Annotated in this window: 24 protein-coding genes; 15 read left to right on the top strand and 9 right to left on the bottom strand. The window is 62.0% G+C overall.

The genetic code is table 11. The features are described 5' to 3' along the window. The first annotated feature begins 263 nt into the window (after nucleotides 1–263). Genes pstS through phoB form a run of 6 tightly spaced genes read left to right on the top strand, consistent with a single transcriptional unit; the run spans nucleotide 264 to nucleotide 5,475 of the window. Nucleotides 264–1,325 (top strand): phosphate ABC transporter substrate-binding protein PstS, encoded by a 1,062-nt coding sequence (gene pstS / locus NKH60_RS18635; RefSeq protein ID WP_352685935.1) that lies wholly within the window; start codon nucleotides 264–266, stop codon nucleotides 1,323–1,325. Nucleotides 1,326–1,384: 59 nt separating this feature from the next. Beyond that, nucleotides 1,385–2,374, top strand: a complete 990-nt coding sequence (pstC, locus tag NKH60_RS18630) for a phosphate ABC transporter permease subunit PstC (RefSeq protein ID WP_352831423.1) — start codon at nucleotides 1,385–1,387, stop codon at nucleotides 2,372–2,374. Between the two features lie 3 nt (nucleotides 2,375–2,377). Further along, nucleotides 2,378–3,229 (top strand): phosphate ABC transporter permease PstA, encoded by an 852-nt coding sequence (gene pstA / locus NKH60_RS18625; protein ID WP_352613520.1) that lies wholly within the window; start codon nucleotides 2,378–2,380, stop codon nucleotides 3,227–3,229. Continuing rightward, nucleotides 3,226–4,029 (top strand): phosphate ABC transporter ATP-binding protein PstB, encoded by an 804-nt coding sequence (pstB, locus tag NKH60_RS18620; RefSeq protein WP_352451144.1) that lies wholly within the window; start codon nucleotides 3,226–3,228, stop codon nucleotides 4,027–4,029. Before pstA ends, pstB begins: the two co-directional genes overlap by 4 nt. A 32-nt stretch (nucleotides 4,030–4,061) precedes the next feature. After that, the gene (gene phoU / locus NKH60_RS18615) at nucleotides 4,062–4,769 is read left to right on the top strand and encodes a phosphate signaling complex protein PhoU (protein ID WP_023678534.1); all 708 of its coding nucleotides are present in this window, start codon (nucleotides 4,062–4,064) and stop codon (nucleotides 4,767–4,769) included. A gap of 16 nt (nucleotides 4,770–4,785) precedes the next feature. Beyond that, entirely contained in the window at nucleotides 4,786–5,475 is a 690-nt protein-coding gene (phoB, locus tag NKH60_RS18610; RefSeq protein ID WP_031212149.1) for a phosphate regulon transcriptional regulator PhoB, read from the top strand. Nucleotides 5,476–5,484: 9 nt separating this feature from the next. Here phoB and NKH60_RS18605 read toward each other — a convergent pair whose 3' ends face one another. Next, a complete protein-coding gene (locus NKH60_RS18605) occupies nucleotides 5,485–6,729 on the bottom strand; it encodes an ROK family protein (RefSeq protein WP_352685931.1) in 1,245 nt (414 codons plus the stop codon). A gap of 285 nt (nucleotides 6,730–7,014) precedes the next feature. On the opposite strand from NKH60_RS18605, the gene xylF reads away from it, so the two are divergent. From xylF to NKH60_RS18585, 4 genes are all read left to right on the top strand, one after another. Then, nucleotides 7,015–8,055 carry a D-xylose ABC transporter substrate-binding protein gene (gene xylF, locus NKH60_RS18600; protein ID WP_352872882.1) on the top strand — a complete coding sequence of 347 codons (1,041 nt, stop codon included), beginning with the start codon at nucleotides 7,015–7,017 and terminating at the stop codon, nucleotides 8,053–8,055. A 141-nt stretch (nucleotides 8,056–8,196) separates the two neighbouring features. Continuing rightward, a complete protein-coding gene (locus NKH60_RS18595; protein ID WP_352821295.1) occupies nucleotides 8,197–9,561 on the top strand; it encodes a sugar ABC transporter permease in 1,365 nt (454 codons plus the stop codon). A gap of 15 nt (nucleotides 9,562–9,576) precedes the next feature. Further along, nucleotides 9,577–10,377, top strand: coding sequence for an ATP-binding cassette domain-containing protein (locus NKH60_RS18590; protein ID WP_352831427.1), 801 nt, complete (start codon nucleotides 9,577–9,579; stop codon nucleotides 10,375–10,377). A gap of 129 nt (nucleotides 10,378–10,506) precedes the next feature. After that, on the top strand, nucleotides 10,507–12,129 hold the full coding sequence (locus NKH60_RS18585; protein WP_352821298.1) for a CHASE domain-containing protein: 1,623 nt from the start codon (nucleotides 10,507–10,509) through the stop codon (nucleotides 12,127–12,129). Between the two features lie 98 nt (nucleotides 12,130–12,227). Here NKH60_RS18585 and NKH60_RS18580 read toward each other — a convergent pair whose 3' ends face one another. From NKH60_RS18580 to NKH60_RS18560, 5 genes are all read right to left on the bottom strand, one after another. Beyond that, nucleotides 12,228–12,473, bottom strand: coding sequence for a YMGG-like glycine zipper-containing protein (locus NKH60_RS18580; protein WP_006328050.1), 246 nt, complete (start codon nucleotides 12,471–12,473; stop codon nucleotides 12,228–12,230). A gap of 346 nt (nucleotides 12,474–12,819) precedes the next feature. Further along, a complete protein-coding gene (locus tag NKH60_RS18575) occupies nucleotides 12,820–12,990 on the bottom strand; it encodes a hypothetical protein (RefSeq protein WP_352685923.1) in 171 nt (56 codons plus the stop codon). 131 nt (nucleotides 12,991–13,121) lie between these two features. Next, nucleotides 13,122–14,156 carry a sensor histidine kinase gene (locus NKH60_RS18570; protein ID WP_352451150.1) on the bottom strand — a complete coding sequence of 345 codons (1,035 nt, stop codon included), beginning with the start codon at nucleotides 14,154–14,156 and terminating at the stop codon, nucleotides 13,122–13,124. Between the two features lie 190 nt (nucleotides 14,157–14,346). Further along, nucleotides 14,347–14,511: a DUF1328 domain-containing protein gene (locus NKH60_RS18565; RefSeq protein WP_023678541.1), complete on the bottom strand. Its 165-nt coding sequence runs from the start codon at nucleotides 14,509–14,511 to the stop codon at nucleotides 14,347–14,349. A gap of 226 nt (nucleotides 14,512–14,737) precedes the next feature. Continuing rightward, nucleotides 14,738–15,532 (bottom strand): response regulator, encoded by a 795-nt coding sequence (locus tag NKH60_RS18560; protein WP_352471123.1) that lies wholly within the window; start codon nucleotides 15,530–15,532, stop codon nucleotides 14,738–14,740. 217 nt (nucleotides 15,533–15,749) lie between these two features. Here NKH60_RS18560 and NKH60_RS18555 point away from each other — a divergent pair, with 217 nt between their 5' ends. Beyond that, nucleotides 15,750–15,953 carry a NepR family anti-sigma factor gene (locus NKH60_RS18555; protein WP_023678543.1) on the top strand — a complete coding sequence of 68 codons (204 nt, stop codon included), beginning with the start codon at nucleotides 15,750–15,752 and terminating at the stop codon, nucleotides 15,951–15,953. A 3-nt stretch (nucleotides 15,954–15,956) separates the two neighbouring features. Then, nucleotides 15,957–16,508, top strand: coding sequence for a sigma-70 family RNA polymerase sigma factor (locus NKH60_RS18550; RefSeq protein ID WP_023678544.1), 552 nt, complete (start codon nucleotides 15,957–15,959; stop codon nucleotides 16,506–16,508). Between the two features lie 29 nt (nucleotides 16,509–16,537). Here NKH60_RS18550 and NKH60_RS18545 read toward each other — a convergent pair whose 3' ends face one another. Then, a complete protein-coding gene (locus NKH60_RS18545; protein WP_352821300.1) occupies nucleotides 16,538–17,035 on the bottom strand; it encodes a response regulator in 498 nt (165 codons plus the stop codon). 110 nt (nucleotides 17,036–17,145) lie between these two features. On the opposite strand from NKH60_RS18545, the gene NKH60_RS18540 reads away from it, so the two are divergent. Further along, entirely contained in the window at nucleotides 17,146–17,472 is a 327-nt protein-coding gene (locus NKH60_RS18540; RefSeq protein WP_023678546.1) for an ElaB/YgaM/YqjD family protein, read from the top strand. A gap of 10 nt (nucleotides 17,473–17,482) precedes the next feature. Further along, nucleotides 17,483–17,962 (top strand): hypothetical protein, encoded by a 480-nt coding sequence (locus NKH60_RS18535; protein ID WP_352540234.1) that lies wholly within the window; start codon nucleotides 17,483–17,485, stop codon nucleotides 17,960–17,962. A 48-nt stretch (nucleotides 17,963–18,010) separates the two neighbouring features. Here the strand turns inward: NKH60_RS18535 and NKH60_RS18530 are convergent, their stop codons facing one another. Next, nucleotides 18,011–19,537, bottom strand: a complete 1,527-nt coding sequence (locus tag NKH60_RS18530; RefSeq protein WP_352613535.1) for a sensor histidine kinase — start codon at nucleotides 19,535–19,537, stop codon at nucleotides 18,011–18,013. A gap of 146 nt (nucleotides 19,538–19,683) precedes the next feature. On the opposite strand from NKH60_RS18530, the gene NKH60_RS18525 reads away from it, so the two are divergent. After that, nucleotides 19,684–19,857, top strand: a complete 174-nt coding sequence (locus NKH60_RS18525; RefSeq protein WP_292659198.1) for a hypothetical protein — start codon at nucleotides 19,684–19,686, stop codon at nucleotides 19,855–19,857. Between the two features lie 58 nt (nucleotides 19,858–19,915). On the opposite strand, the gene NKH60_RS18520 is transcribed toward NKH60_RS18525, so the two are convergent. Then, entirely contained in the window at nucleotides 19,916–20,836 is a 921-nt protein-coding gene (locus tag NKH60_RS18520) for a diacylglycerol/lipid kinase family protein (protein ID WP_352821302.1), read from the bottom strand. Nucleotides 20,837–21,063: the final 227 nt, after the last annotated feature.

Genomic DNA, 21,063 nt, shown 5'->3' with positions numbered 1-21,063 from the left:
GTCCGGCTTTTTTCTTTTAAAGCCGGTGGCTGCGATCGCCGAGCAGACGATGCCGGCCGGAATTCACGCAAGCTGCTGATTCCAGCGGCAAACCGCGGCCCATGCCGACAAAAGCCCGCGGCCGCTCCTTCTTAACCCGGCTGGACGTCGTTACCGGAGCGACATGAAACTGTCATGCGACTGTAATAATCGGGGGCTATTGGCCTCAGCGGGCGCCGGAGGAATGGCGCCGAGAGACCATATTCCGAACAGGAGCAGGCCACATGAGACATTTCATCCGCTCGGCGGCCGTTGCGATTGCAATGGCTGCGGCGACGACCACCCTCACCCTGTCCGCCGCGCTCGCCGCGGACATCTCCGGCGCCGGCGCCACCTTCCCCTACCCGATCTATGCGAAGTGGGCCGACACCTACAAGAAAGACACCGGCGTTGGCCTTAACTACCAGTCGATCGGTTCCGGCGGCGGCATCAAGCAGATCAAGGCCAAGACCGTTACCTTCGGCGCTTCGGATGCGCCGCTCAAGGGCGACGAGCTTGAAGCGACCGGACTGGCTCAGTTCCCGATGGTGATGGGCGGCATCGTTCCCGTCGTCAATCTCGAAGGCATCAAGCCGGGCGAGTTGGTTCTCGACGGCCCGACGCTGGCCGACATCTTCCTCGGCAAGATCACGAGCTGGGATGACGAAGCGATCAAGAAGCTCAATCCCGACGTCAAGCTGCCTTCGCAGGCGATCGCGGTCGTTCACCGTTCCGATGGCTCGGGCACGACGTTCAACTTCACCTATTACCTCGGCGACGTCAGCGCGGTCTGGAAAGAAAAGGTCGGCGTCGACAAGGCCGTGGAATGGCCGGTCGGCATCGGCGCCAAGGGCAATGAGGGCGTTGCCAACAACGTCTCCCAGACCGGCGGCGCGATCGGTTATGTCGAATATGCCTACGCCAAGCAGAACAAGCTCACCCACACCGATATGATCAACAAGGACGGCAAGAAGGTCGAGCCCACCGCGGCGGGGTTCTCGGCGGCAGCGGCCAATGCCGACTGGAGCTCGCAGCCGGGCTATGGCGTCATCCTCGCCAACGAGCCGGGCGCCGAGTCCTGGCCGATGACGGCGGCAACGTGGATCCTGCTCTACAAGAAGCCGGATGATGCCGCGACCACCGGCGAAGCGCTCAAATTCTTCGCCTGGGCATACGACAAGGGCGACGAGATGGCCGGCGAGCTGGACTACGTTCCGATGCCCGACAAGGTGGTTGAGAGCGTCAAGGCCATGTGGGCCAAGGAAGTCGTCGGCGACGACGGCAAGCCGCTCTACTCGGCTATGTAATCTCCTCCAGGGAGGGCGTCGATGGCGCCCTCCCTGTTGCCTTTAATCGCGAGGACCCAATGACCATCGCTTCCGATGCCGTGCCATCATCTGCAGCAGCCCGGGCCAGGGAAGCTACGGTGCGGCGCTTCGCGCTCACAGATGCCATATTCCGCGGACTCACCCGCGCTTCCGCAATTCTTGTGCTGGTCATCCTCGGCGGTGTCGCCATCTCGCTGTTTGCCGGCTCATGGCAGGCGCTGTCGTCGTTCGGTTTTTCTTTCCTGACGACTGAGAGCTGGAATCCCGTTACGGAAAAATTTGGCGCACTGGCGCCGATCTACGGCACGCTGGTGACGGCGGCCATTGCCATCCTGATCGCGGTTCCGATCGGCATCGGCATTGCAATCTTTCTCACCGAGCTCTGCCCGCGCCCGCTCAGGCGTCCTATCGGCATAGCGGTCGAGCTGTTGGCCGGCATTCCTTCGATCATCTACGGCATCTGGGGCCTGTTCGTGTTCGCGCCGTTCCTGCAGACGACGATACAGCCCTTCATCATCAACATCTTCCACGGCGTGCCGGGACTATCCAGCCTTTTCGCCGGCCCTCCTTACGGCATCGGCCTTCTGACCTCGGCGCTGATCCTCGCCATCATGGTGCTGCCCTTCATCACCTCGATCACCAAGGACGTCTTCGATACGGTGCCGGCGGTGCTGAAGGAATCGGCCTATGGCATCGGTTGCACGACCTGGGAAGTGACCCGGCGCGTGGTCATTCCCTATACCCGCATCGGTATCATGGGCGGCGTCATGCTTGGCCTCGGCCGGGCACTCGGCGAAACCATGGCGGTGACTTTCGTCATCGGCAACGCACATCGCATCAGTGCCTCCCTGTTCGCGCCGGGCACGACGATCTCGGCGACCATCGCCAATGAATTCACCGAGGCCGACGGCGACCTCTACACCTCCTCGCTGGTTTCGCTCGGCCTGATCCTCTTCGTCATCACCTTCCTGATCCTCGCCGCCGCCCGCTATATGCTGATGCGGATCGACGCCCGTACGGGAGCCTGACCGATGTCGACATCCTCATCGCTCCACAGCCGCCGCAAAGCCAGGAATTCGGTGATGATGGCGCTTTGCGTCGTCGCCGCCGGCATCGGGCTTGCCTGGCTGGCGCTCATTCTCGGCGCGTTGGTCTATAAGGGCACAGCCGGGCTTTCGCTCGCGGTCTTCACCGAGATGACGCCACCACCGGGCGAGGCCGGCGGCTTGCTCAATGCCATCACGGGCAGCCTGCTGATGACGATCATCGCCGTTGTCGTCGGCACGCCGATCGGCGTGCTGGCGGGAACCTACATGGCCGAGTATGGACGCTTTTCGCGCATCACCACCGTCGTCCGCTTCATCAACGACATCCTGTTGTCGGCGCCGTCGATCATCATAGGCTTGTTTGTCTATGAGCTGATGGTGCGGCCAATGGGACATTTCTCGGCCATTGCCGGCGCCGTTGCGCTTGCCATCCTGGTCATTCCGGTGGTCGTGCGCACCACTGAAGACATGCTCAACCTGGTGCCGAACGCGTTGCGTGAAGCCGGTGCCGCGATCGGCGCGCCACGCTGGGTGGTGATCCGTTCGGTCGCCTACCGCGCCGCATTGTCCGGCATCGTCACCGGCATATTGCTGGCGATAGCACGCATTTCCGGCGAGACGGCGCCGCTGCTCTTCACCGCGCTCAACAACCAGTTCTGGAGCAGCAATATCAACGCGCCGATGGCCAGCCTGCCGGTGACCATCTTCCAGTTCGCTCTCAGCCCTTACGAGGAATGGCAGCAACTGGCGTGGACCGGCGCACTCATAATCACCCTGACGGTTCTGGGCTTGAGCATCCTCGCCCGCAGCCTTACCGGACGCAGAGAGGACAGATGACACAGATGTTGTCCCCAGACATGACGATGGCCGAAACGGTCGCCGAGAAGACGAAGATCGAGGTCAAGAACCTCAACTTCTACTACGGCCAGAGCAAGGCGCTGAAGGACATCAGCCTGTCGCTGCCCGAGCGCAGCGTCACGGCCTTCATCGGCCCTTCGGGCTGCGGGAAATCGACGCTGCTGCGTGTGTTCAACCGCATCTATGAGCTCTACCCAAAACAGACGGCCGAGGGCCAGGTGCTGCTCGACGGCAAGAACATTCTCGACCGGTCGCAGGATCTCAACCTCCTCAGGACCAAGATCGGCATGGTGTTCCAGAAGCCGACGCCGTTCCCGATGTCGATCTACGAGAACATCGCCTTCGGCGTCAGGCTCTACGAGAACCTCGGCAAGTCCGAGATGGACGGCCGCGTCGAACAGGCGTTGAAGCGCGCCGCGCTGTGGAGCGAGGTCAAGGACAAGCTCAACGCCAGCGGCTTGAGCCTGTCCGGCGGCCAGCAGCAGCGGCTCTGTATCGCCCGCACCGTGGCGGTGAAGCCGGAAGTCATTCTGCTCGACGAACCGGCTTCGGCGCTCGACCCGCTGTCGACTGCCAAGATCGAGGAACTGATCGACGAATTGCAAGCCGACTACACGATCGTCATCGTCACCCACAACATGCAGCAGGCGGCGCGCGTGTCGCGCCAGACGGCGTTCATGTATCTGGGTGAACTGGTCGAGTTCGACCGGACCGAGAAGATATTCACGTCGCCCCGCGAGAAGCGCACGCAGGACTACATCACTGGCCGCTTCGGCTGAGCCGTTCCGATCATGCATATGAGGACAGGACCATGGGCGAACACACAGTCGCTTCTTTCGACGAGGATCTCGAGCAGATCAGCAAGCTGATCCGCGACATGGCCGACCTCGCCGGTTCGATGGTCGGCGGGGCAACCAAGGCGCTGTTGAATTCCGACAACGTGCTGGCGCAACGCGTCGTTTCCGACGACGCCATCATGGATGCGCGTCAACGCGAACTGGACGACCGCGCCATCACCCTGATCGCCAAACGCCAGCCGATGGCCCACGATCTTCGCCATGTGGTCGGAGCGATCCGCATGGCGGGCGACCTCGAACGCATCGGCGACCTTGCCAAGAATATCGCCAAGCGCGTGAGTGCGGTCGGCCTCAGCGCCACGCCGCGGGACCTGTCGCATTCCATCGACGCGATGGCGCAGCTGGTTCTCATCCAGGTGCAGGGTGTCATCGAGGAATATGCTGCAGGCGATGCGGCCGCGTTGGCCAAGCTTCGTGCCGCCGACGAGCGCATCGACGTTAAATACACGTCCGTGTTCCGCGAGCTGTTGACCTACATGATGGAAGATCCGCGCAACATCACCGCTTGCACGCACCTGCTGTTCTGCGCCAAGAATCTGGAGCGGATCGGCGACCATGTCACCAACATCGCCGAAAATGCGTATTATGTGCTGACCGGCGAGCAATTGCCGGTCAATCGTCCGAAGCAGGACGAAACGACAATGTCCGCACCGGTGACATGATGGGGGTGCCCAGCCGATGATCGCACCACGCATAATGGTGGTGGAGGACGAGGAGCCGTTGGGTGTGCTGCTCCGCTACAATCTCGAATCCGAAGGCTACCAGGTCGAGGTGGTGACACGCGGCGACGAAGCCGAGATCCGTTTGCAGGAGAATGTGCCCGACCTTTTGGTGCTCGACTGGATGATACCAGCGGTTTCCGGCATCGAGCTCTGTCGTCGGTTGCGGGTGCGCCCCGAAACCGAGCGGCTGCCGATCATCATGCTGACCGCGCGCGGCGAGGAGAGCGACCGGGTGCGCGGTCTTTCGACCGGCGCCGACGACTATCTGGTCAAGCCGTTTTCGACACCGGAATTCATGGCCAGGGTCAAGGCGCTGCTGCGGCGCGCCAAGCCGGAAGTGCTGTCCAGCGTGCTGAAGGTCGGCGACATCGTGCTCGATCGCGAATCGCACAGGGTCTATCGCAAGAAGAGCGAAATCAGGCTCGGGCCGACCGAATTCCGGCTGCTCGAGTTCATGATGCGGCATCCGGGCCGTGTCTTCTCGCGCAGCCAGTTACTCGATAATGTCTGGGGGGAGACAATCTACATCGACGAACGCACCGTCGACGTGCATGTCGGGCGGCTGCGCAAAGCCGTCAACAACGGCCGGATGCCGGATGTCATCCGCACCATCCGCGGCGCCGGCTATGCGATCAGGGAAGATTGACCCGCCTGGTCAGGCTACGTTCTTTCTGACGCTGGGCCTCATTTGCGCGCCCGGCGCGAAAATCTCCTGGTCGACGAAGCTTAACGCCCGCATCGCGCAGCCTTCGCGGATCAGAGGCAATTCGTTCGGCTCTGTATCGAAGGAGATCGAGCCTGAATGCTGGCCGCCGGCGGTCTGGGCGATTGCCTTCCGCAAGGCCGGCTCGATCAGATCGAAGGCGGCGGCACTGGCGCCGACCATCGCGACCGGTGCCGGATCGATCAGCGCGAACAGCGAGCCGAGACCGAAACCCAGCGCTTCGCCGGCCTTGCGGTAGGCCTCGCGTTCCGGCCCATCTTTCTCGCGCGCCCGGGCCGCCAGTGCGCGCATGTCGGCGTCGCTGACGTCGGCGACCGGTTCGCTGTCTTCGCTCATCTGCCTGGCGTTGCGCCAGATGGCGTAGTTGCCGGCATACGCCTCGATGCAGCCGCGCCGCCCGCAACGGCAGAGCGCGCCGCCCGGACGATGGATCATGTGGCCAAATTCGCCGCCCGAGGAATGCGTCCCGGTGAACAGTTCGCCCTTCAGCACCAGCCCCATGCCGATGCCATGCGAAAGCAGGATGGCGATGAAGTCATCGCGATAGCGATCCGGATTGCGCCAGCGCAAAGCCACCGCCATCATGTTGCAGTCGTTCTCCACCGTTGCCGGGATGCCGAATTCGTCCTCCAGCATGTCGGCAAAGGCGATGTCGGTCTGCGGCGTGATCGGCGACCACAGCATGGCGCGTGCAGGGGAGTCGGTAATGCCCTGAATCGCCAGGGCGATGCGGGCGACACTGCGGACGTCAAGATCTGGATCCTGCAGCCGGCGCCGGACGATGGCCATGCATTCACGGATCAGCTCGTCGCGCGGCATAGTCAGCGTGTCCAGCCGGCGCTGTTCCTCGGCGACCACCTGTCCCGTGTAGTCGATAATGGCGGCCGAAAGGAAATTCAGCGACAACACCACGGTCAGCACCGCCGCCGCTTCCGGGTTGAGGGCGAGGCCGACTTGCGGACGACCGCGTTTCAACGAAACGGGCTCACTTGGCTTGCTCTCGGCGAGGATGCCTTCCCGTATCAGGTCGGAAGAAATCGCCGATATGGTCGAATGACTGAGGCCGGTGGTAGCTGCGATCTCAGTACGCGATGGCTGGCCGGCCCGGCGCACCGCCGAGATCACCATCGCCCGGTTGCGCCGGCGCAAATCGTCATGGCGGATTCCGACCGACATTGTTTTGCTTTCCTCCCGGTTGCCGCGGCCGCTCATGAACCGGAAGCCGTCGGTAATGTCCGACAAATAGTGTCGGATGAGGCAAATAGTGTCAGATGCAGGTGGCGCTGTCATCGTTTATTCCGACGCTCGAAAAAACTCGCAGAGTCATCAAAATCCATCAGAATCGATGTTGACAGCAGCCGGAGATCGGACCAGTATTTTTTCGAGGCTCGAAAAAATTAGAGCTTCTAAGCTGGTCTTTGAGCCAATTGGTCACGCCGTACGCGGCGCAGGGAGGATATGATGAAGAAATTCACGACCGCCATTCTGGCGAGTGTCGCCATGACGCTGGCGCTGGCGTCGGTGGCGCAGGCTAAAGACAAGGTCATCGGCGTTTCCTGGTCGAACTTCCAGGAAGAGCGCTGGAAGACCGACGAGGCCGCAATGAAGGCGGCCATCGAGGCCGCAGGCGACAAGTATATTTCCGCCGACGCACAGTCCAACCCCGGCAAGCAGCTCACCGACGTCGAGAGCCTGATCTCGCAGGGCGCCAACGCACTGATCATCCTGGCGCAGGACGCCTCGGCCATCGGGCCGGCCGTGCAAAAGGCGCTGGACGAAGGTATTCCGGTTGTCGGCTACGACCGGCTGATCGAGAACAAGGACGTCTTTTACCTGACCTTCGACAACAAGGAAGTCGGCCGCATGCAGGCCCGGGAAGTCTTCAAGGTGAAGCCGGAAGGCAACTATGTCTTCATCAAGGGTTCGGGTTCCGATCCGAATGCCGATTTCCTGTTTGCCGGTTCGATGGAGGTGCTGAAGGCGGCAATAGACAGCGGCAAGATCAAGAATGTCGGCGAGGCCTATACCGACGGCTGGCTGCCGGCCAACGCTCAGAAGAACATGGAACAGTTCCTGACCGCCAACGACAACAAGGTCGATGCCGTGGTCGCGGCCAATGACGGCACTGCCGGCGGCGTCGTCGCCGCGCTGACAGCGCAAGGGCTGGCCGGATCGGTTCCGGTTTCGGGCCAGGACGGCGACCACGCCGCGCTGAACCGCATCGCGCTCGGCACACAGACCGTGTCGGTGTGGAAGGATGCGCGCGAGCTCGGCAAGAATGCCGCCGAGATCGCCTCGCAGCTGGCCGACGGCAAGCAGATGACCGACATTGCCGGCGTGAAGGATTTCACCACGCCCGGCGGCAATACCGTCAAGTCGCTGTTCCTGACCCCGGTCGCCATCACCAAGGACAACCTCAACGTCGTCATCGACGCCGGCTGGATCAAGAAAGAAGAGGTCTGCGCCGGCGTGACGGCTGGCACTGTTGCAGTCTGCAACTGAGCCGACGTTTCCGAGAAGTCCGAACGCCGCGGCCGCTCGCCGCGGCGTTTTTCAACAAGAGTTGTTTTTCCGCTTCCGGCGGATAACTTCTAGGCTGCTTCCGGCATCCGCGGCAGACGGCAACCCGGCGGGAGAAACATCATGACCGACACGACGTCCAACACGCCGGTCGACAGCACGGCAGACCGGGCACGGGAATCCGAGCTCGGCATCGTTGCCCGATTTCTCAAGGCAACCGAACTCGACACGCGCATGCTCGGCATGGTCGGCGCGCTGCTGGTCATCTGGGTCGGCCTGCATGTCATTTCCAGCGTACGGCTCGGCGTCAATCCGTTCGACTTCGACAGCCGGACCTTCCTGACGCCACGCAATCTCTGGAACCTGTCGGTGCAGACTTCCGCCGTGGCCATAATGGCCGCCGGAATGGTGCTGGTTATCGTCATGCGCAATATCGACCTGTCGGTCGGTTCCGCCGAAGGTCTGATCGGCGTGGTCATGGGCTTTGCGCAGGTGCATTTCCTGGTGCGAATGATCGGTCTGCAATTAGGCAATCCCTGGATCTGGATCCTGGCACTGGCCATCGGCCTGGCGCTTGGCCTTCTGATCGGAGCGTTCCAGGGATACATCATCGCTTATCTCGAGGTGCCGGCCTTCATCGTGACGCTGGGCGGCCTTCTGGTCTGGCGGGGTGCCGCATGGTGGGTCGCCAGCGGTCAGACGATTGCGCCGCTTGATGCCACTTTCCAGCTGATGGGGGGCGGGCCGGCGGGTTCGATCGGCGCGCGATGGAGCTGGATCGTCGGAATTGTCGCGTGCCTAGCGGTTGTGTTCATGCTGCTCAACGGGCGGGTGCAGCGCAAGCGGTTCCGCTTTCCGTTGCGCCCGATCTGGGCCGAGACGTTCCTCGGTGTCCTCACCTGCGCTGCCATCATGGGCGCCATATGGCTTGCCAATTCCTATCCTTGGCCGGTCGGCATCGTGAACAGATATGCGGCGGCCAACAATATAACGGTTCCCGAAGGCGGGCTGTTCATCGCCCATGGCATCGCCATACCCGTGCTGATGGCTGTAGCCGTAGGGCTGATCATGACCTTCATCGCCAAGCGTACCCGTTTCGGCCGCTATGTCTTCGCCATCGGCGGCAATCCGGAAGCAGCCAACCTTGCCGGTATCAACACGCGCTGGGTGACCATGAAGGTGTTCATGATCATGGGCGTGCTGGCGACGATCGCCGCGGCGATCTCGTCAGCCAGGCAGAACTCGTCGACCAATGCGCTGGGCACGTTGGACGAGCTGCTGGTCATCGCGGCGGCGGTGATCGGCGGCACGTCGCTCGCCGGCGGCTCCGGCACAGTGCTCGGCGCCATGCTCGGCGCGCTTTTGATGCAGTCGCTGCAGTCCGGCATGGTGCTGCTCGGCATCGATTCACCGCTGCAGAGCATCGTTGTCGGCGCCGTGCTGGTGCTCGCGGTGTGGCTCGATACCGTCTATCGCAAACGTGTGTAGGGAGGAGGAACGATCATGGCAGACAAAACCGCTCCCACGGGCACGCCGCTGATCGACATGCGCAACATCTCCATCGCTTTCGGCGGCATTCGCGCCGTCGACGATGCCTCTGTCGACCTTTTCCCGGGCGAGGTGATGGCTTTGCTCGGTCACAACGGTGCCGGCAAATCGACGTTGATAAAAATCCTGTCCGGCGCCTACAAGCGCGATGCGGGCCAGATTTTGGTCAACGGCGAGGAGGCTTCGATCTCCAATCCCCGCGACGCCAAGAAGTACGGCATCGAGACGATCTACCAGACGCTGGCGCTGGCCGACAATGTCGATGCGGCCGCCAACCTGTTTCTCGGCCGCGAGCTGATGACCGGCTGGGGAACGCTCGACGACGTCGCCATGGAGGCCGAGGCGCGCAAAGTGATGGGCAGGCTCAATCCGCGTTTCCAACGCTTCAAGGAGCCGGTGGTAAAGCTTTCGGGCGGCCAGCGGCAGTCGGTGGCGATCGCCCGCGCCATCCTGTTCAATGCTCGCATCCTGATCATGGACGAGCCGACGGCTGCACTCGGGCCGCAAGAGACGGCGCAGGTCGGCGAACTGGTCAGGCAGCTCAAGGCCGACGGCATCGGCATCTTCCTGATCAGCCATGATATTCACGACGTGTTCGAGCTTGCCGACCGTGTCTGCGTCATGAAGAACGGTCGGGTTGTCGGAACGGCGCGCACAACCGACGTCACCCAGGACGAGGTGCTCGGCATGATCATCCTCGGCAAGTGCCCACCCCGCGCCATTCCGGGGCCGGGCGCGCTGAAGATCGCCGCATGAACGAGAATTAGCCGGCTAATCACACGCCGCCAAAATGTGCCAGCCGTCACCATGCTTTGGCCTCGCCATTGTGTTGGCGTCAGGACTTGCCCATAAAGATGCCGAACCGTCCACGGGACGTATCAGCAATTGAAGAAGCTTTTTCCGACCGTCGCTTTTATCGCCGTCGCGCTGATCAGCCTGACGATGGCGGGTTTTGCCTATTTTGCCACCCAGGAGGCGGCCCGCATTAAATTCGAGGCGACGGCAGACGACGCGCTTAACCGGATCGAAAGCCGCATCGACCTGGACCTGTCGCTGCTGCGTTCGACCCGGGCGCTGTTCGACGCACGCAATGGCGGTATCTCGCAGGGCGAGTTCAAGGCTTTCTTCAACGCGCTCGACGTCGACAATAATTTCGCCGGCCTGCGCGGCATCGGTTTCCTCCGCCTGGCGAAAACTGGCAACGAGGCGGCGGTCGAGCGCGACATCCTGCACGATCACGGCGCAAGCCATCCGATCTATCCCGACACGAACTTACCGTGGCGTACGCCCATCGTGCTGTTCGAACCGCTGGATCCGTCCAACAAATCCAGCATCGGCTACGACATGTTCACCGGGCCGGCGCGGCGCGAGGCGATCGAAAAGGCGATGGCCGACGACCAGCAGCACGCCAGCGGGCTCGTGCAGTTCGGCAAGGATACGGGTGCCGCGCAGACCTTTACCGGGTTCCTCGTCTTCGTCCGGCTCAATGTCGAAACCGCGCCGGACGCCGTGAACGCGACGAGATCCTCGACTGCCGGCTTCCTTTATGCGGCCTTCCGCGCCCGTGATCTGTTCCAGGCTGCGCTCAGCCGGGCACCATTGCTGCCGGTCAACACCGAGATCTATGACGGCACGGTGGACAGCGACAACCTGCTGTTCCAATCGGAAACGCCGCCTGTTTCGAGCCTCGGCGACAGGCTGCTGGTCACCCGCAAGGTCACCGTCGCCGGCCGGCCGTGGGTCGTCCTGTTCAGGCCGACAAGTGCTTTCTCGCAACCTTCCTCGCGCGCCATCCCGGTGATGCTCGGATTGTTCGGACTGCTGCTTGCGGGCGCCATCGCGCTGGTGGCCCGCTATCAGGAGCGGGCCTATGAGGCGGTCTCGCTGCTTCACGAAACGACCGAAAAGAGCCTGCTGGAAAAAGACCTGATGCTGCAGGAGATGAAGCATCGCATCAAGAACTCGATCACGCGGGTGCTGGCAATCGCGCGCCAGACAGCATCGCACACCACCGACGTCCAGGAATTCTCGGCTTCTTTCTCGGCCCGGCTGCAGGCGATGGCGGCTTCCCAGGACATGCTGACGCGCTCACGCTGGCAGAAAGCCGATCTCGGCGACCTGCTGCGCATCGAGCTAGGCCAGGTGTTCGGCAGCGAGCTTCCTGAAGGGCTGCTGTCGGGACCGCAGATTCTTCTCGATGAAAAGACGACGCAGGCACTCGGCCTCGTCTTTCACGAACTGGCGACGAATGCGCTGAAGCATGGCGAAGCCGGCAATTCAGTCGGTGCGCTGAAGGTCGACTGGTCGCTCGAAGCCCGTAGCGGCACCCGGACATTGGCTCTCAACTGGCGCGAGGCCGGTCAGAAGAAGCTTGAGAGACCGGCAAAGAGTGGTTTTGGCACCAGACTGATCGATCTCAACGTCACGCGCGAATTGCGTGGCACAATCAGGCGCGATTTTCGCGAAGATGGCTTGAACGTGGAAATCAAGGTTCCGCTGCCGGCCTGAAACGCCGTCTCGTGGGCCGCATCGCAACAGCGCTTTAAAGAGCAAACGCGGAGACAGGTGGCCTGCCTCCGCGTTTGCTGTTCGCCTGGAGCTCGAAACTAGTTGCAGCGAGCTGTGTAAATCCGGCCGTGACGATCTCTGTATTGGCAGTAGCCATTTTGCAGCCGGCGAACGAGCAGACCGCCAATCGCACCAGCGCCGGCGCCGATCAAAGCGCCCTTGCCGCCGCCGACAGCGCCACCAATGAGCGCGCCGCCCACAGTGCCGATACCCACGTTCTCTTCCGTGGTGGTGCAGCCGCTGACCGCAACCACGGCAACCATGGCAATAATCATCTTCCGCATGGAGTCATCCTCACTTTTGTCCTCACTTTAATAAGCTCCAGCCGCCATTTAGCATGAAAGTACGGCCTTTGCCCGCACGATTTCATTGTTGATTAAGATAGTCTTTTTCGGGGCGTGCGCCGTTCGATGCTACCACGAACCCGGAAATCTCCAAGGACGCATCGAGCGTGCCGTTGGGGCGCACGTTCCAGACGATCCTGTCATGGTCGTTCTCGAGCGCCGGATCGACGGCAAGGCATCTGGCGCCGACATGTTGGGCCTGGCCCTGCAGGTCAGCGACCGCGAACGGGCACGGCCGAGCACTCGGGCAGTGGTTTCAAAGCGATCAAGCAGAGGCGAGTTCGATTCAGATCAGTTGGGACGCGGCGGTCAGGACGATCGCGGCCATAAGCGCGACGGCGGCGAAGCGCAGGGGCGAAGCACGAGGCGCGGGCGTTGCGGGCGCGTCGGGATCCTGAAAACCGCCCATCGAGACGCGAGCGGCCTGTTCCAGTCTGTTCACGTCTGCAGCCGTCAACGCCCATCCCTTCACTTTGTGCCAAACTCAATCCGGCGGATCGGCACGTTCGCACAGGATCGGACTTTATGGTGAACAGTCGGTTAAAGATGGCGATGCGCAGCAAGCCTTCGCGCGGCGACCGCCGCTCGTTAATCCGTCTCGAAATTACCGTGAGGAACGACAAGGCGGTATTCGAGGCGGTTCCCGGTGATCTCAAGGGTCGCCGTTCCATTCAATGAAGTGGGCACGACGCGTTCGAGCGCGACGCTGCCAAAACGCTTCTCACTGCGCTGATTGTCGTTGGCTCCGATCACTTCGGCCCATGTCAGCGACAGCGCAGGCTCGCCAGCGGAAGCTGCCGTCAGATCGGCCGTCACCTCGACGAAACCGTCGCTGCGCGACAGTGCGCCATAGCTGACCGAATTGACGGCGAGCTCATGCATGGCCAAGCCGATGTGCAAGGCGGCATTGGGGTTGAGATATGGATTTGCGCCGCGGAAACGTAGGCTGTGCAAGGGATCCGCGCCGTACCTGCCGACCTGACCGGAAACCAGCTCGCGCAGCGCCGCTCCCCGCCAGTTGGATGACGTAACCAAATCCTGCGAGGAGGCCAGCGACTGCAATCGGCCCCGGAAGCGCGTCAGGAAATCGTCAATGCTGCCGGAATAACGGCCCGTCTGGGTGGCGATGCTCTGGATGATGGCCAAAAGGTTCTTGGAGCGATGACTGACTTCGCGCAGCAGCGCCTTCAACGTCTGCTCCCGGCGTTTCTGCTCGGTTGTTTCGACCATGGTGGTCACGACGCCCTGCACCGCGCCGGTCTCGCTGCGGTCGGCGTCTATCCACACCTGAAACCAGCGGGCGCCGTCATCGGCCGGCACACTGAGCTCAAGATGTTGAGGATTGCCGGAGACGATGACGTCGTGCTTGGCGGCGCCGATACGCTCTGCCTGCGCCGGCGGCAAGATGCCGTTGTTGTCGGAGGCATCGGAAGTCCAGGGCGCGCGCATGTTGCGCGCCCACACCGTCTTCATCTCGCGATCCTGGTACAGGACGGAAATCCCGGCATTGTGCAGTGCATGGAGAAGGGCCCGACCAAGCTGCATCCCGCTTTCGGCGGGATGCAAAGCGATGATCTCATCACTCTGGCCGCGGTCTTTCATTTTTCCGACTCTGGAACGCATCGGTCAATTTGCTCAACCCATGTCGGGCTGAACGGTTCGCGGAAAAATGGGTCCAAAAGGAGGAGGTTCGTATCAAACCTTAAAAAGCGGTCCGCCGAGCGGCATCCCGTTGGAGGACACTGCCCGGCGGTGGCTGGAAACCGTTTGAGGGGTGCGGCTTCCAGTGTTCGCTTGAATGGCCGCTTGGCATTCACGCTCGTCTGATCAGGCCGGCAATAAGCGATATGATCAGGAAGGCGAGAAAGATGAAGAACAATATCTGCGCTATGCCGGCCGAGGTGCCAGCGATGCCGCCGAAACCAAGCGCACCGGCGATGATCGCCACGACGAGAAATACGAGCGCCCAGTAAAGCATGATCGATCTCCTTCCAATGCTGCGGTGAAAACGTGATTCGCCTCCGTTTGTTCCACCATTTTCCGAAAAAGACGATGCTGAAAATCTTCAGGGCCCGAATTGCCGCGGTGTGTGGAAAGGTCCAGTTGGTTGCCCCAGTTGGTTGCCAGTGAATTGAGCCGGCGTCACTCCCCTCTGATCCTGGGGAGCGGCTGTCTCGGCGGCCGCAGTTCGGCCGCCCGCTGTTTCATGCCGCGGCTTTCGCGTGCCGGTCAAAGAACAGGGCCTGGCTGATAAGAGCCTTGACCATGTCCGGATTGAACGGCTTGGTAACCAGGAATGCCGGTTCCGGCCGCTCGCCGGTGAGCAGGCGCTCGGGAAAGGCGGTGATGAAGATCACCGGTACCGAGGTCGACGACAGGATCTCATTCACGGCCGCTATGCCCGAACTTCCGTCGGCAAGCTGGATATCGGCAAGCACCATCTTTGGCCGCGCCTTGCCGAACATCGCCACCGCCTCGGCGTGGGTGCGCGCCGTTCCGACGACGCGGTGGCCGAGGCTTTCGACCATTTCCTCGATGTCCATGGCGATCAGCGGCTCATCCTCGATGATCAGCACGTCGGTTGCCACCTGACGGGAGATCTCGTTGCTCGCCTGCGCGAGGAGTTCGGAGAATTCCTGTTCGTCGACGTCGAGAATCTCCGCCGCCTCGTCTTCGCTGAAGCCTTCGACCGCCACCAGCAGAAAGGCTTGGCGGGGGCGAGGCGCAATTGCATTCAGATTGGCCGCGGCACGCTGTTCCCATGCCGACTGGGCATGCTCCTGCGGAACGCGAATGGCCACTGAGGTGAAGAGCTTGGCAAAGACCTTGTAGAGCGCGATGCGGTCGTTCGATGCGTTCGGAAAGATGTCGACATCGGCAATGATGGCCTCGAGCATTGCGGCGACCAGCGCGTCGCCGCTCTCCTGCGATCCGGATACTGCGCGCGAGAAGCGACGCAGGAACGGCAGGTGCGGAGCGATGGTTGCTGATAGGCTCATATTGGACGTCTCCCTCATATGACGTGATTGCATGTTACAGCTAAAAAACGGTTCGCAAGCCCAGAGTTGAAAACGCGGGTTCTGCGAAAAAGTTCCGATCATGCGGAACTAAATATATGGGCTGGCGTTTAGGGGCGGGTTGGGCAACCAGACGAGGCTGCCGCTTGCCTTGCGTTATGTGTTGAAGGGCGGCTTAAGGCTGGGACAAAAGGGCGAAATGAAGAACATGACGAAAGCTACCATGGGTGGCGTTGGCAACGGGCGCCGGGCTGCTTCCCGCGACCCGCTTGGGCCGAACTCGGAAATCGGCCGCAAACTCAAACAATACTACGACGAGCTGGTCTCCGACAATGTGCCGGATCGCTTCGCCCAACTGCTCAGCCAGTTGGAAAAAGCCGAACCTGTACAAAAGAAGGACTGAGGCATGGCGGCCGTCTCCCAGGGCTTCAAGACCGACTTGCTCGGCTCGATCCCGAGCCTGCGGGCTTTTGCCGTGTCGCTGACGCAAAACGCCGACAAGGCCGACGACCTGGTGCAGGAAACATTGGTCAAGGCATGGGACAAGCATGAAAGCTTCCAGCCCGGCACCAATCTGAAGGCATGGCTGTTCACGATCTTGCGCAACGAATTCTATTCGCAGATGCGCAAGCGCGGCCGCGAGGTGCAGGACAGCGATGGCGTCATGACGGCCAGGCTTGCCGTTCACCCGGCCCAGCACGGCCAACTTGACCTCGAGGACTTTCGCGGCGCGCTCGAATTGCTGCCAGAAGACCAGCGCGAAGCCATTATCCTCATCGGCGCGTCGGGCTTCTCCTACGAGGAAGCGGCCGAGATCTGCGGCTGCGCCGTCGGAACGATCAAGAGCCGCGTCAGCCGCGCCCGCACACGGCTGCAGGAAATTCTGAAGATCTCCGGTGAAGACGAGTATGGCCCGGACGCAATTTCGGCTCAGGTAACCGGGTCGACGGCTGCGTGAAGCGCGGCGTGTTCGAACCGCTCCGCGCCTCAGCGGAGAGGCGTTCGCCTGCAGGCCGCCGCCACTGCCTCGACGAGATCGTCTCCCGAATAGGGCTTGGTGACCAGTCTGACGCCGGGAAAGGATTTCTTGATCTCGTCCGTATCCGAATAGCCCGAGGCAAAGACGAACGGGATGCCCGCTTCACGCAGCCGCGAAGCAAATTGGAGCGTCGAAACGCCGCTCAGCATGAGGTCGACGATGGCCACATCGAACTGCGCGGCAACGTCTTGCTGTTCGATCTCAGTCAGATCACGGGCGATGACCACATTGAGCGCGCCGTAGTCGCGGCAAAGCTGCTCGATATCCATGGCAATCAGGAACTCATCTTCCAGGATAAGAATCCGCAAACCGTCGAGTGATGCGCGCACGCAGCAATATCTCCTTAAATTCGTCTCGATCGTGAAACGGGGGAAGTCATGATCGTTATTTGGCATGCTGTCATTTAAAAAAGACGCGCTGGCGCGGATGCGTCGGCCTCGGCCCATGCAAGGCATTTGCAACGCGCGCTGCCGGAGATAGGGTTAGAAGAGGTTCGTGCCGGAACCTTGGGGTCTGTCGGGCGTTTCGACCGAGCAAAAGCATGGAGAGTGAAGCAATGGCGACTGCCGCAGGAAAGGCCGCGAACGAAGCCCGCACGAATTCCGATATTGAGGCCGACATCGCACAACTGAAGGCCGACATCGACCAACTTACCAAGCTGTTGGCCAAAACTGGCGAACATGGCTACGGGGCAGCGCGGCGAGCCGCCGCCGAAAGCGTCGAGCAGTTGCGAACCCAGGGCGAGGCAGCCTTCGACAGCCTGCGCAGCAACGCCAGGGACATCGAGGCGCAGATGATAGCGCATATGCGCGAGAAGCCGGTGACGTCGCTGGCGATCGCCGCCGGCGTCGGGTTCCTCTTCGCGCTTCTCGCGCGCCGCTAGTTCTGCACGCATGGGAATGCTTGCATCGCTGATCTCGGGCCTCGCCTCGGGCGAAACCATTGCGGCGGTGCAACGCGCGCGTGTGGCTGCAATTGTCTATTCGGTCGCAGCGGTCGTAGCGCTGTGCGGCCTCGGCTTCCTGGTCGGGGCGGCCTATATCTGGACGGCGGCCCGCTATGGGCCGATGGCAGCTTCCCTGAGCTTCGGGATCGGCTTTCTCGCAATCGCCGGTCTCATCCTGCTCGTCTACCGGATGTCGGCCGGCTCGCGCGCCAGGCGCCGGGCGAAGCGACGCAACGCTGACATGAAGGCTATCGGCATCACTGCGGCACTCGCCGTGCTGCCGGCGCTGCTCAAGGGCAAAGATGGCCCGGGAAAGGCCAGACTGAGCGCGATTCTCGGCCCGGCGATAGCACTCGCTGCCTACGCCATCTACCGCGAGAACGTGAAGCGCGGCTCCGATGATCCGGATACCGGCAAACGTGAATAGTTCGGAGGGGATAGTTCGGGGCAAACGATTCTGGCGCCGGTCGCAAAATCACAAATCTTCGAGCGGAATCGATATTTCCGCGACCACGCCGTCCGGCCGGAATTCATGGATCACCTCGCTGGAAATGACCTTGGCCAGGCTGCGGCGGATCAGGATCGAGCCGAAGCCATGGCGTTCGGGCGGCGCAACCCGCGGGCCGCCGCTTTCGCGCCAGGCCAGCAACAGACGGCGTGCGCCCTTCCTGCCTTGTACCCTCCAATCGAGATCGACCTTTCCGGAGGAAACCGAGAGCGACCCGTATTGCAGTGCATTGCTTGCCAGTTCATGCAGGATCAGCCCGAGCCCGACTGCCTGGTCGGGTGAGAGCAGGACATCGGCGCCGGAGATCGCCATGCGCGATTGTCCGGCGGCTTGGAACGGCTTTAGCTCGATCTCCACCAGCTCGCGGATGCCGATGCCGCGCCACTCGCGGTCCGACAGCAGGCTGTGCGCAACGCCCAGTGCCTGCAGCCTGGCGCTGAAGGCTTCGAGGAATTCGCTTGGCTGGCGGGCATGGCGAACGGTCTGCGTCGCCAGCGCCTGTACGGTTGCCAAAGTGTTCTTGACGCGGTGATTGAGCTCGCGCAGCAACAGTCGTTGACGTTCGTCGCCAAGCTTGCGTTCGGTAATGTCGTAGTTGACGCCGAAGATCAGCGTCGGCTTGCCATCGCCGTCGCGTTCTATGACGCGGCCGCGTGTTGCGATCCATCGCGGCGGATCGAGGCCTTTGACACGGTATTCGCCAAAATAATCGTCGCTGCCGGTCAGCGCGTCGCGAAAGCGTGTTTCGGTCTGGTGAACGTCGCGCGGGTCGATGGCGGTCAGGATGTCGCGCGCCCTCAGCCTGTTCGACTTCGGCAGGTTGAACAATTCGGACAGCAGGACATCGCAGTCGATCATATCGCTGCGGATATCCCATGCCCAGCTGGCAAGCGAAGCCGCGTCGAGCGCGATAGCGCGCCGCTTTTCCTCTCGAACCAGTGCTGCCTTGGCAATCGCCGCACTGCGGGTTGCATCCTTCAGCGTGAACAGGCTGGCGGCGAGGCCGGCCAGCGCCGACAGCTGGTCGAGCTGGACAGAGGAGGGACGTGCGTGCGGCTTCCGGTCGAGCACGCACAGCGTGCCGATCAGCGCGCCGTCGACTACGATGGGCACGCCTGCGTAAAAGCGGATATGATGCTCGCCGGTGACCAGCGGATTGGCTTTGAACCGCGGATCCGCCGCCGCGTCGGCCACCACCATCGGCACGTCGCCGGCTGCGATGGTATAGGCGCAGAACGATGTCTCGGTTGCGATTTCGGTCTCGTCGAGGCCGATACAGGACTTGAACCACTGCCGCTCGGCATCGACCAGCGTGATCAGTGCGACAGACGTTTGCATCGCCGAAGCGGCAAGACCGCCGATACGATCGAAATCAGGGTCGGCAGCCCCGTCCAGCGTGTCGAGGCCGTGCAGCACGGCAAGACGGTCCGCGGCGCCCACCACACGGCGAATATCGGCCGGCAGGCCCGGCGTGTTCTGGCTATTGTCGTCCACTATGCCCCCGGTGGCCGGCTCCGCTGATTGGTCAGGCCAACCGGCCCGTCTGCCGCCTTGCAGTGCCGGAACTTTCGCGGCGGGGGACCGTTACCAGCCAACGCCCCGCCAGTTACGCCTGCCGGCGCCAAATATGGAGCCAGACAATGCCAAAAACCATTCCTGAAAACAAAGCCCGTCAAGGGCGGCGGGGTCGGCATGTCCTTCGTATCCTGATCGCCGCGCTGTTGCTGGCTTTTATCGCCTGGGGCGTCGCCGAAATCTACGGCTGGATGATCGAGACGCCGAAGACCGAACAGGGCAACACGCCCAGCGGCTAGGTTCTCTCCATCGCTCGCGCCAGTTTGCATCACGCAACCCCACATCACGCATCCCACGTCAGGCAACCTTTGCCTCGACAGCGCGCGCCGGGACGAGAACATTCAACGCGCGCGGATGGATTTCGACGGTCGTCTCGCGATCGAGCTTTACCAGTTCGCCGTCCATGACGGCCTGAACTTTCCTGTTAGTCGAATGGATTTTCAAAACGGCGCGGTTTGCCTGATGGATTTCGACATGCTCGTTGCCGCGCCATTTCCCACGGGCGACGTCAAAGAGGAACCTGATCAATTCGCCGCGCCGCCTTGCCACGGTGACATAGATGCCCAGCACGCCGCCTGCCGGATTATCGGCATAGGGCAGGTGGCCCTCGCCGAACAGATTGTTGGTGATGCCGATGCCGGTGATCCGCGTTCTGATCTCGGCCTCACCGACCGTCAGCGTTACGTTCATGGCCGGCGGGTTGTTGATCGTTGCCCAAGCGGCCCGCACCGAGGCACGCATCTTCCCCAGCCGCGAGCCGAATTCCATCTTCTGGCGCAGTTGCACCATCTTGGCGTGCATGCCGATCGAGAATTGATGTACGAAAGGCCGGCCGTTGGCTGTTGCAATGTCAATTGCCATCACCTCGCCGTCGGCAAACGATTTCAGTGCCGCATCGAGGGTCTGCGGGATACCGAGGCCGCGCGCAAAAAGGTTCATTGTGCCAGCCGGCAGAATTGCCAGCGCCTTCTCCCCATTCATCAAACGGGCTGCCGCGGCCGAAATGGTGCCGTCGCCGCCGCCAGCCAGCAGGACGTCGATGCCGCGCCTGGAAGCTACGCCGTCCAGCGTGGCGACGATATCCTTGCCGGCGACGATTTCGATATCAATCGAGTGGCCGGCACTCTCAAGGGTGCTGCGCATCCGACTGGCGAAGGCCTCAAGATCGATGGTGCGCAGGGTGCCCCCGTCCTTGTTCAGCACCGCTGCAAACCGCATGGCCGTTCCATTTTCCAGCACCTATCGGGCCGGGACGGAGCCCCAGCCGGGAGTGGAACGGGGCGGCCGAGAAAATGTTCCTTTCGACCAACGCGGCGAATCCGAGAACCATTGACATCGCACCGGGTGCACCACGGCTTTTTTCGGAACAACAGTGTGGTCACAACGTTGTGAACATGCAGAAGACGCTGCGCCCGCAGTGACGCCAGGCGGGTACGGCGTGCACG

It is taken from the genome of Mesorhizobium sp. M1006, from assembly GCF_040318825.1.
In the GTDB taxonomy this organism is placed as follows: Bacteria; Pseudomonadota; Alphaproteobacteria; order Rhizobiales; family Rhizobiaceae; genus Mesorhizobium.
Note: the sequence above shows the minus strand (reverse complement) of the source record. Positions and strands in the feature narration are given on the sequence as shown.

Coding starts and splice junctions, on each gene's coding strand:
- phoB (WP_031212149.1), top strand. CDS start 4,786: ATGATCGCACCACGCATAATGGTGGTGGAGGACGAGGAGCCGTTGGGT.
- xylF (WP_352872882.1), top strand. CDS start 7,015: ATGAAGAAATTCACGACCGCCATTCTGGCGAGTGTCGCCATGACGCTG.
- pstB (WP_352451144.1), top strand. CDS start 3,226: ATGACACAGATGTTGTCCCCAGACATGACGATGGCCGAAACGGTCGCC.
- NKH60_RS18590 (WP_352831427.1), top strand. CDS start 9,577: ATGGCAGACAAAACCGCTCCCACGGGCACGCCGCTGATCGACATGCGC.
- NKH60_RS18570 (WP_352451150.1), bottom strand. CDS start 14,156: ATGCGTTCCAGAGTCGGAAAAATGAAAGACCGCGGCCAGAGTGATGAG.
- NKH60_RS18555 (WP_023678543.1), top strand. CDS start 15,750: ATGAAGAACATGACGAAAGCTACCATGGGTGGCGTTGGCAACGGGCGC.
- NKH60_RS18520 (WP_352821302.1), bottom strand. CDS start 20,836: ATGCGGTTTGCAGCGGTGCTGAACAAGGACGGGGGCACCCTGCGCACC.
- pstC (WP_352831423.1), top strand. CDS start 1,385: ATGACCATCGCTTCCGATGCCGTGCCATCATCTGCAGCAGCCCGGGCC.
- pstS (WP_352685935.1), top strand. CDS start 264: ATGAGACATTTCATCCGCTCGGCGGCCGTTGCGATTGCAATGGCTGCG.
- NKH60_RS18595 (WP_352821295.1), top strand. CDS start 8,197: ATGACCGACACGACGTCCAACACGCCGGTCGACAGCACGGCAGACCGG.
- NKH60_RS18540 (WP_023678546.1), top strand. CDS start 17,146: ATGGCGACTGCCGCAGGAAAGGCCGCGAACGAAGCCCGCACGAATTCC.
- phoU (WP_023678534.1), top strand. CDS start 4,062: ATGGGCGAACACACAGTCGCTTCTTTCGACGAGGATCTCGAGCAGATC.
- NKH60_RS18605 (WP_352685931.1), bottom strand. CDS start 6,729: ATGTCGGTCGGAATCCGCCATGACGATTTGCGCCGGCGCAACCGGGCG.
- NKH60_RS18535 (WP_352540234.1), top strand. CDS start 17,483: ATGGGAATGCTTGCATCGCTGATCTCGGGCCTCGCCTCGGGCGAAACC.
- NKH60_RS18550 (WP_023678544.1), top strand. CDS start 15,957: ATGGCGGCCGTCTCCCAGGGCTTCAAGACCGACTTGCTCGGCTCGATC.
- NKH60_RS18545 (WP_352821300.1), bottom strand. CDS start 17,035: ATGGGCCGAGGCCGACGCATCCGCGCCAGCGCGTCTTTTTTAAATGAC.
- pstA (WP_352613520.1), top strand. CDS start 2,378: ATGTCGACATCCTCATCGCTCCACAGCCGCCGCAAAGCCAGGAATTCG.
- NKH60_RS18565 (WP_023678541.1), bottom strand. CDS start 14,511: ATGCTTTACTGGGCGCTCGTATTTCTCGTCGTGGCGATCATCGCCGGT.
- NKH60_RS18580 (WP_006328050.1), bottom strand. CDS start 12,473: ATGCGGAAGATGATTATTGCCATGGTTGCCGTGGTTGCGGTCAGCGGC.
- NKH60_RS18560 (WP_352471123.1), bottom strand. CDS start 15,532: ATGAGCCTATCAGCAACCATCGCTCCGCACCTGCCGTTCCTGCGTCGC.
- NKH60_RS18525 (WP_292659198.1), top strand. CDS start 19,684: ATGCCAAAAACCATTCCTGAAAACAAAGCCCGTCAAGGGCGGCGGGGT.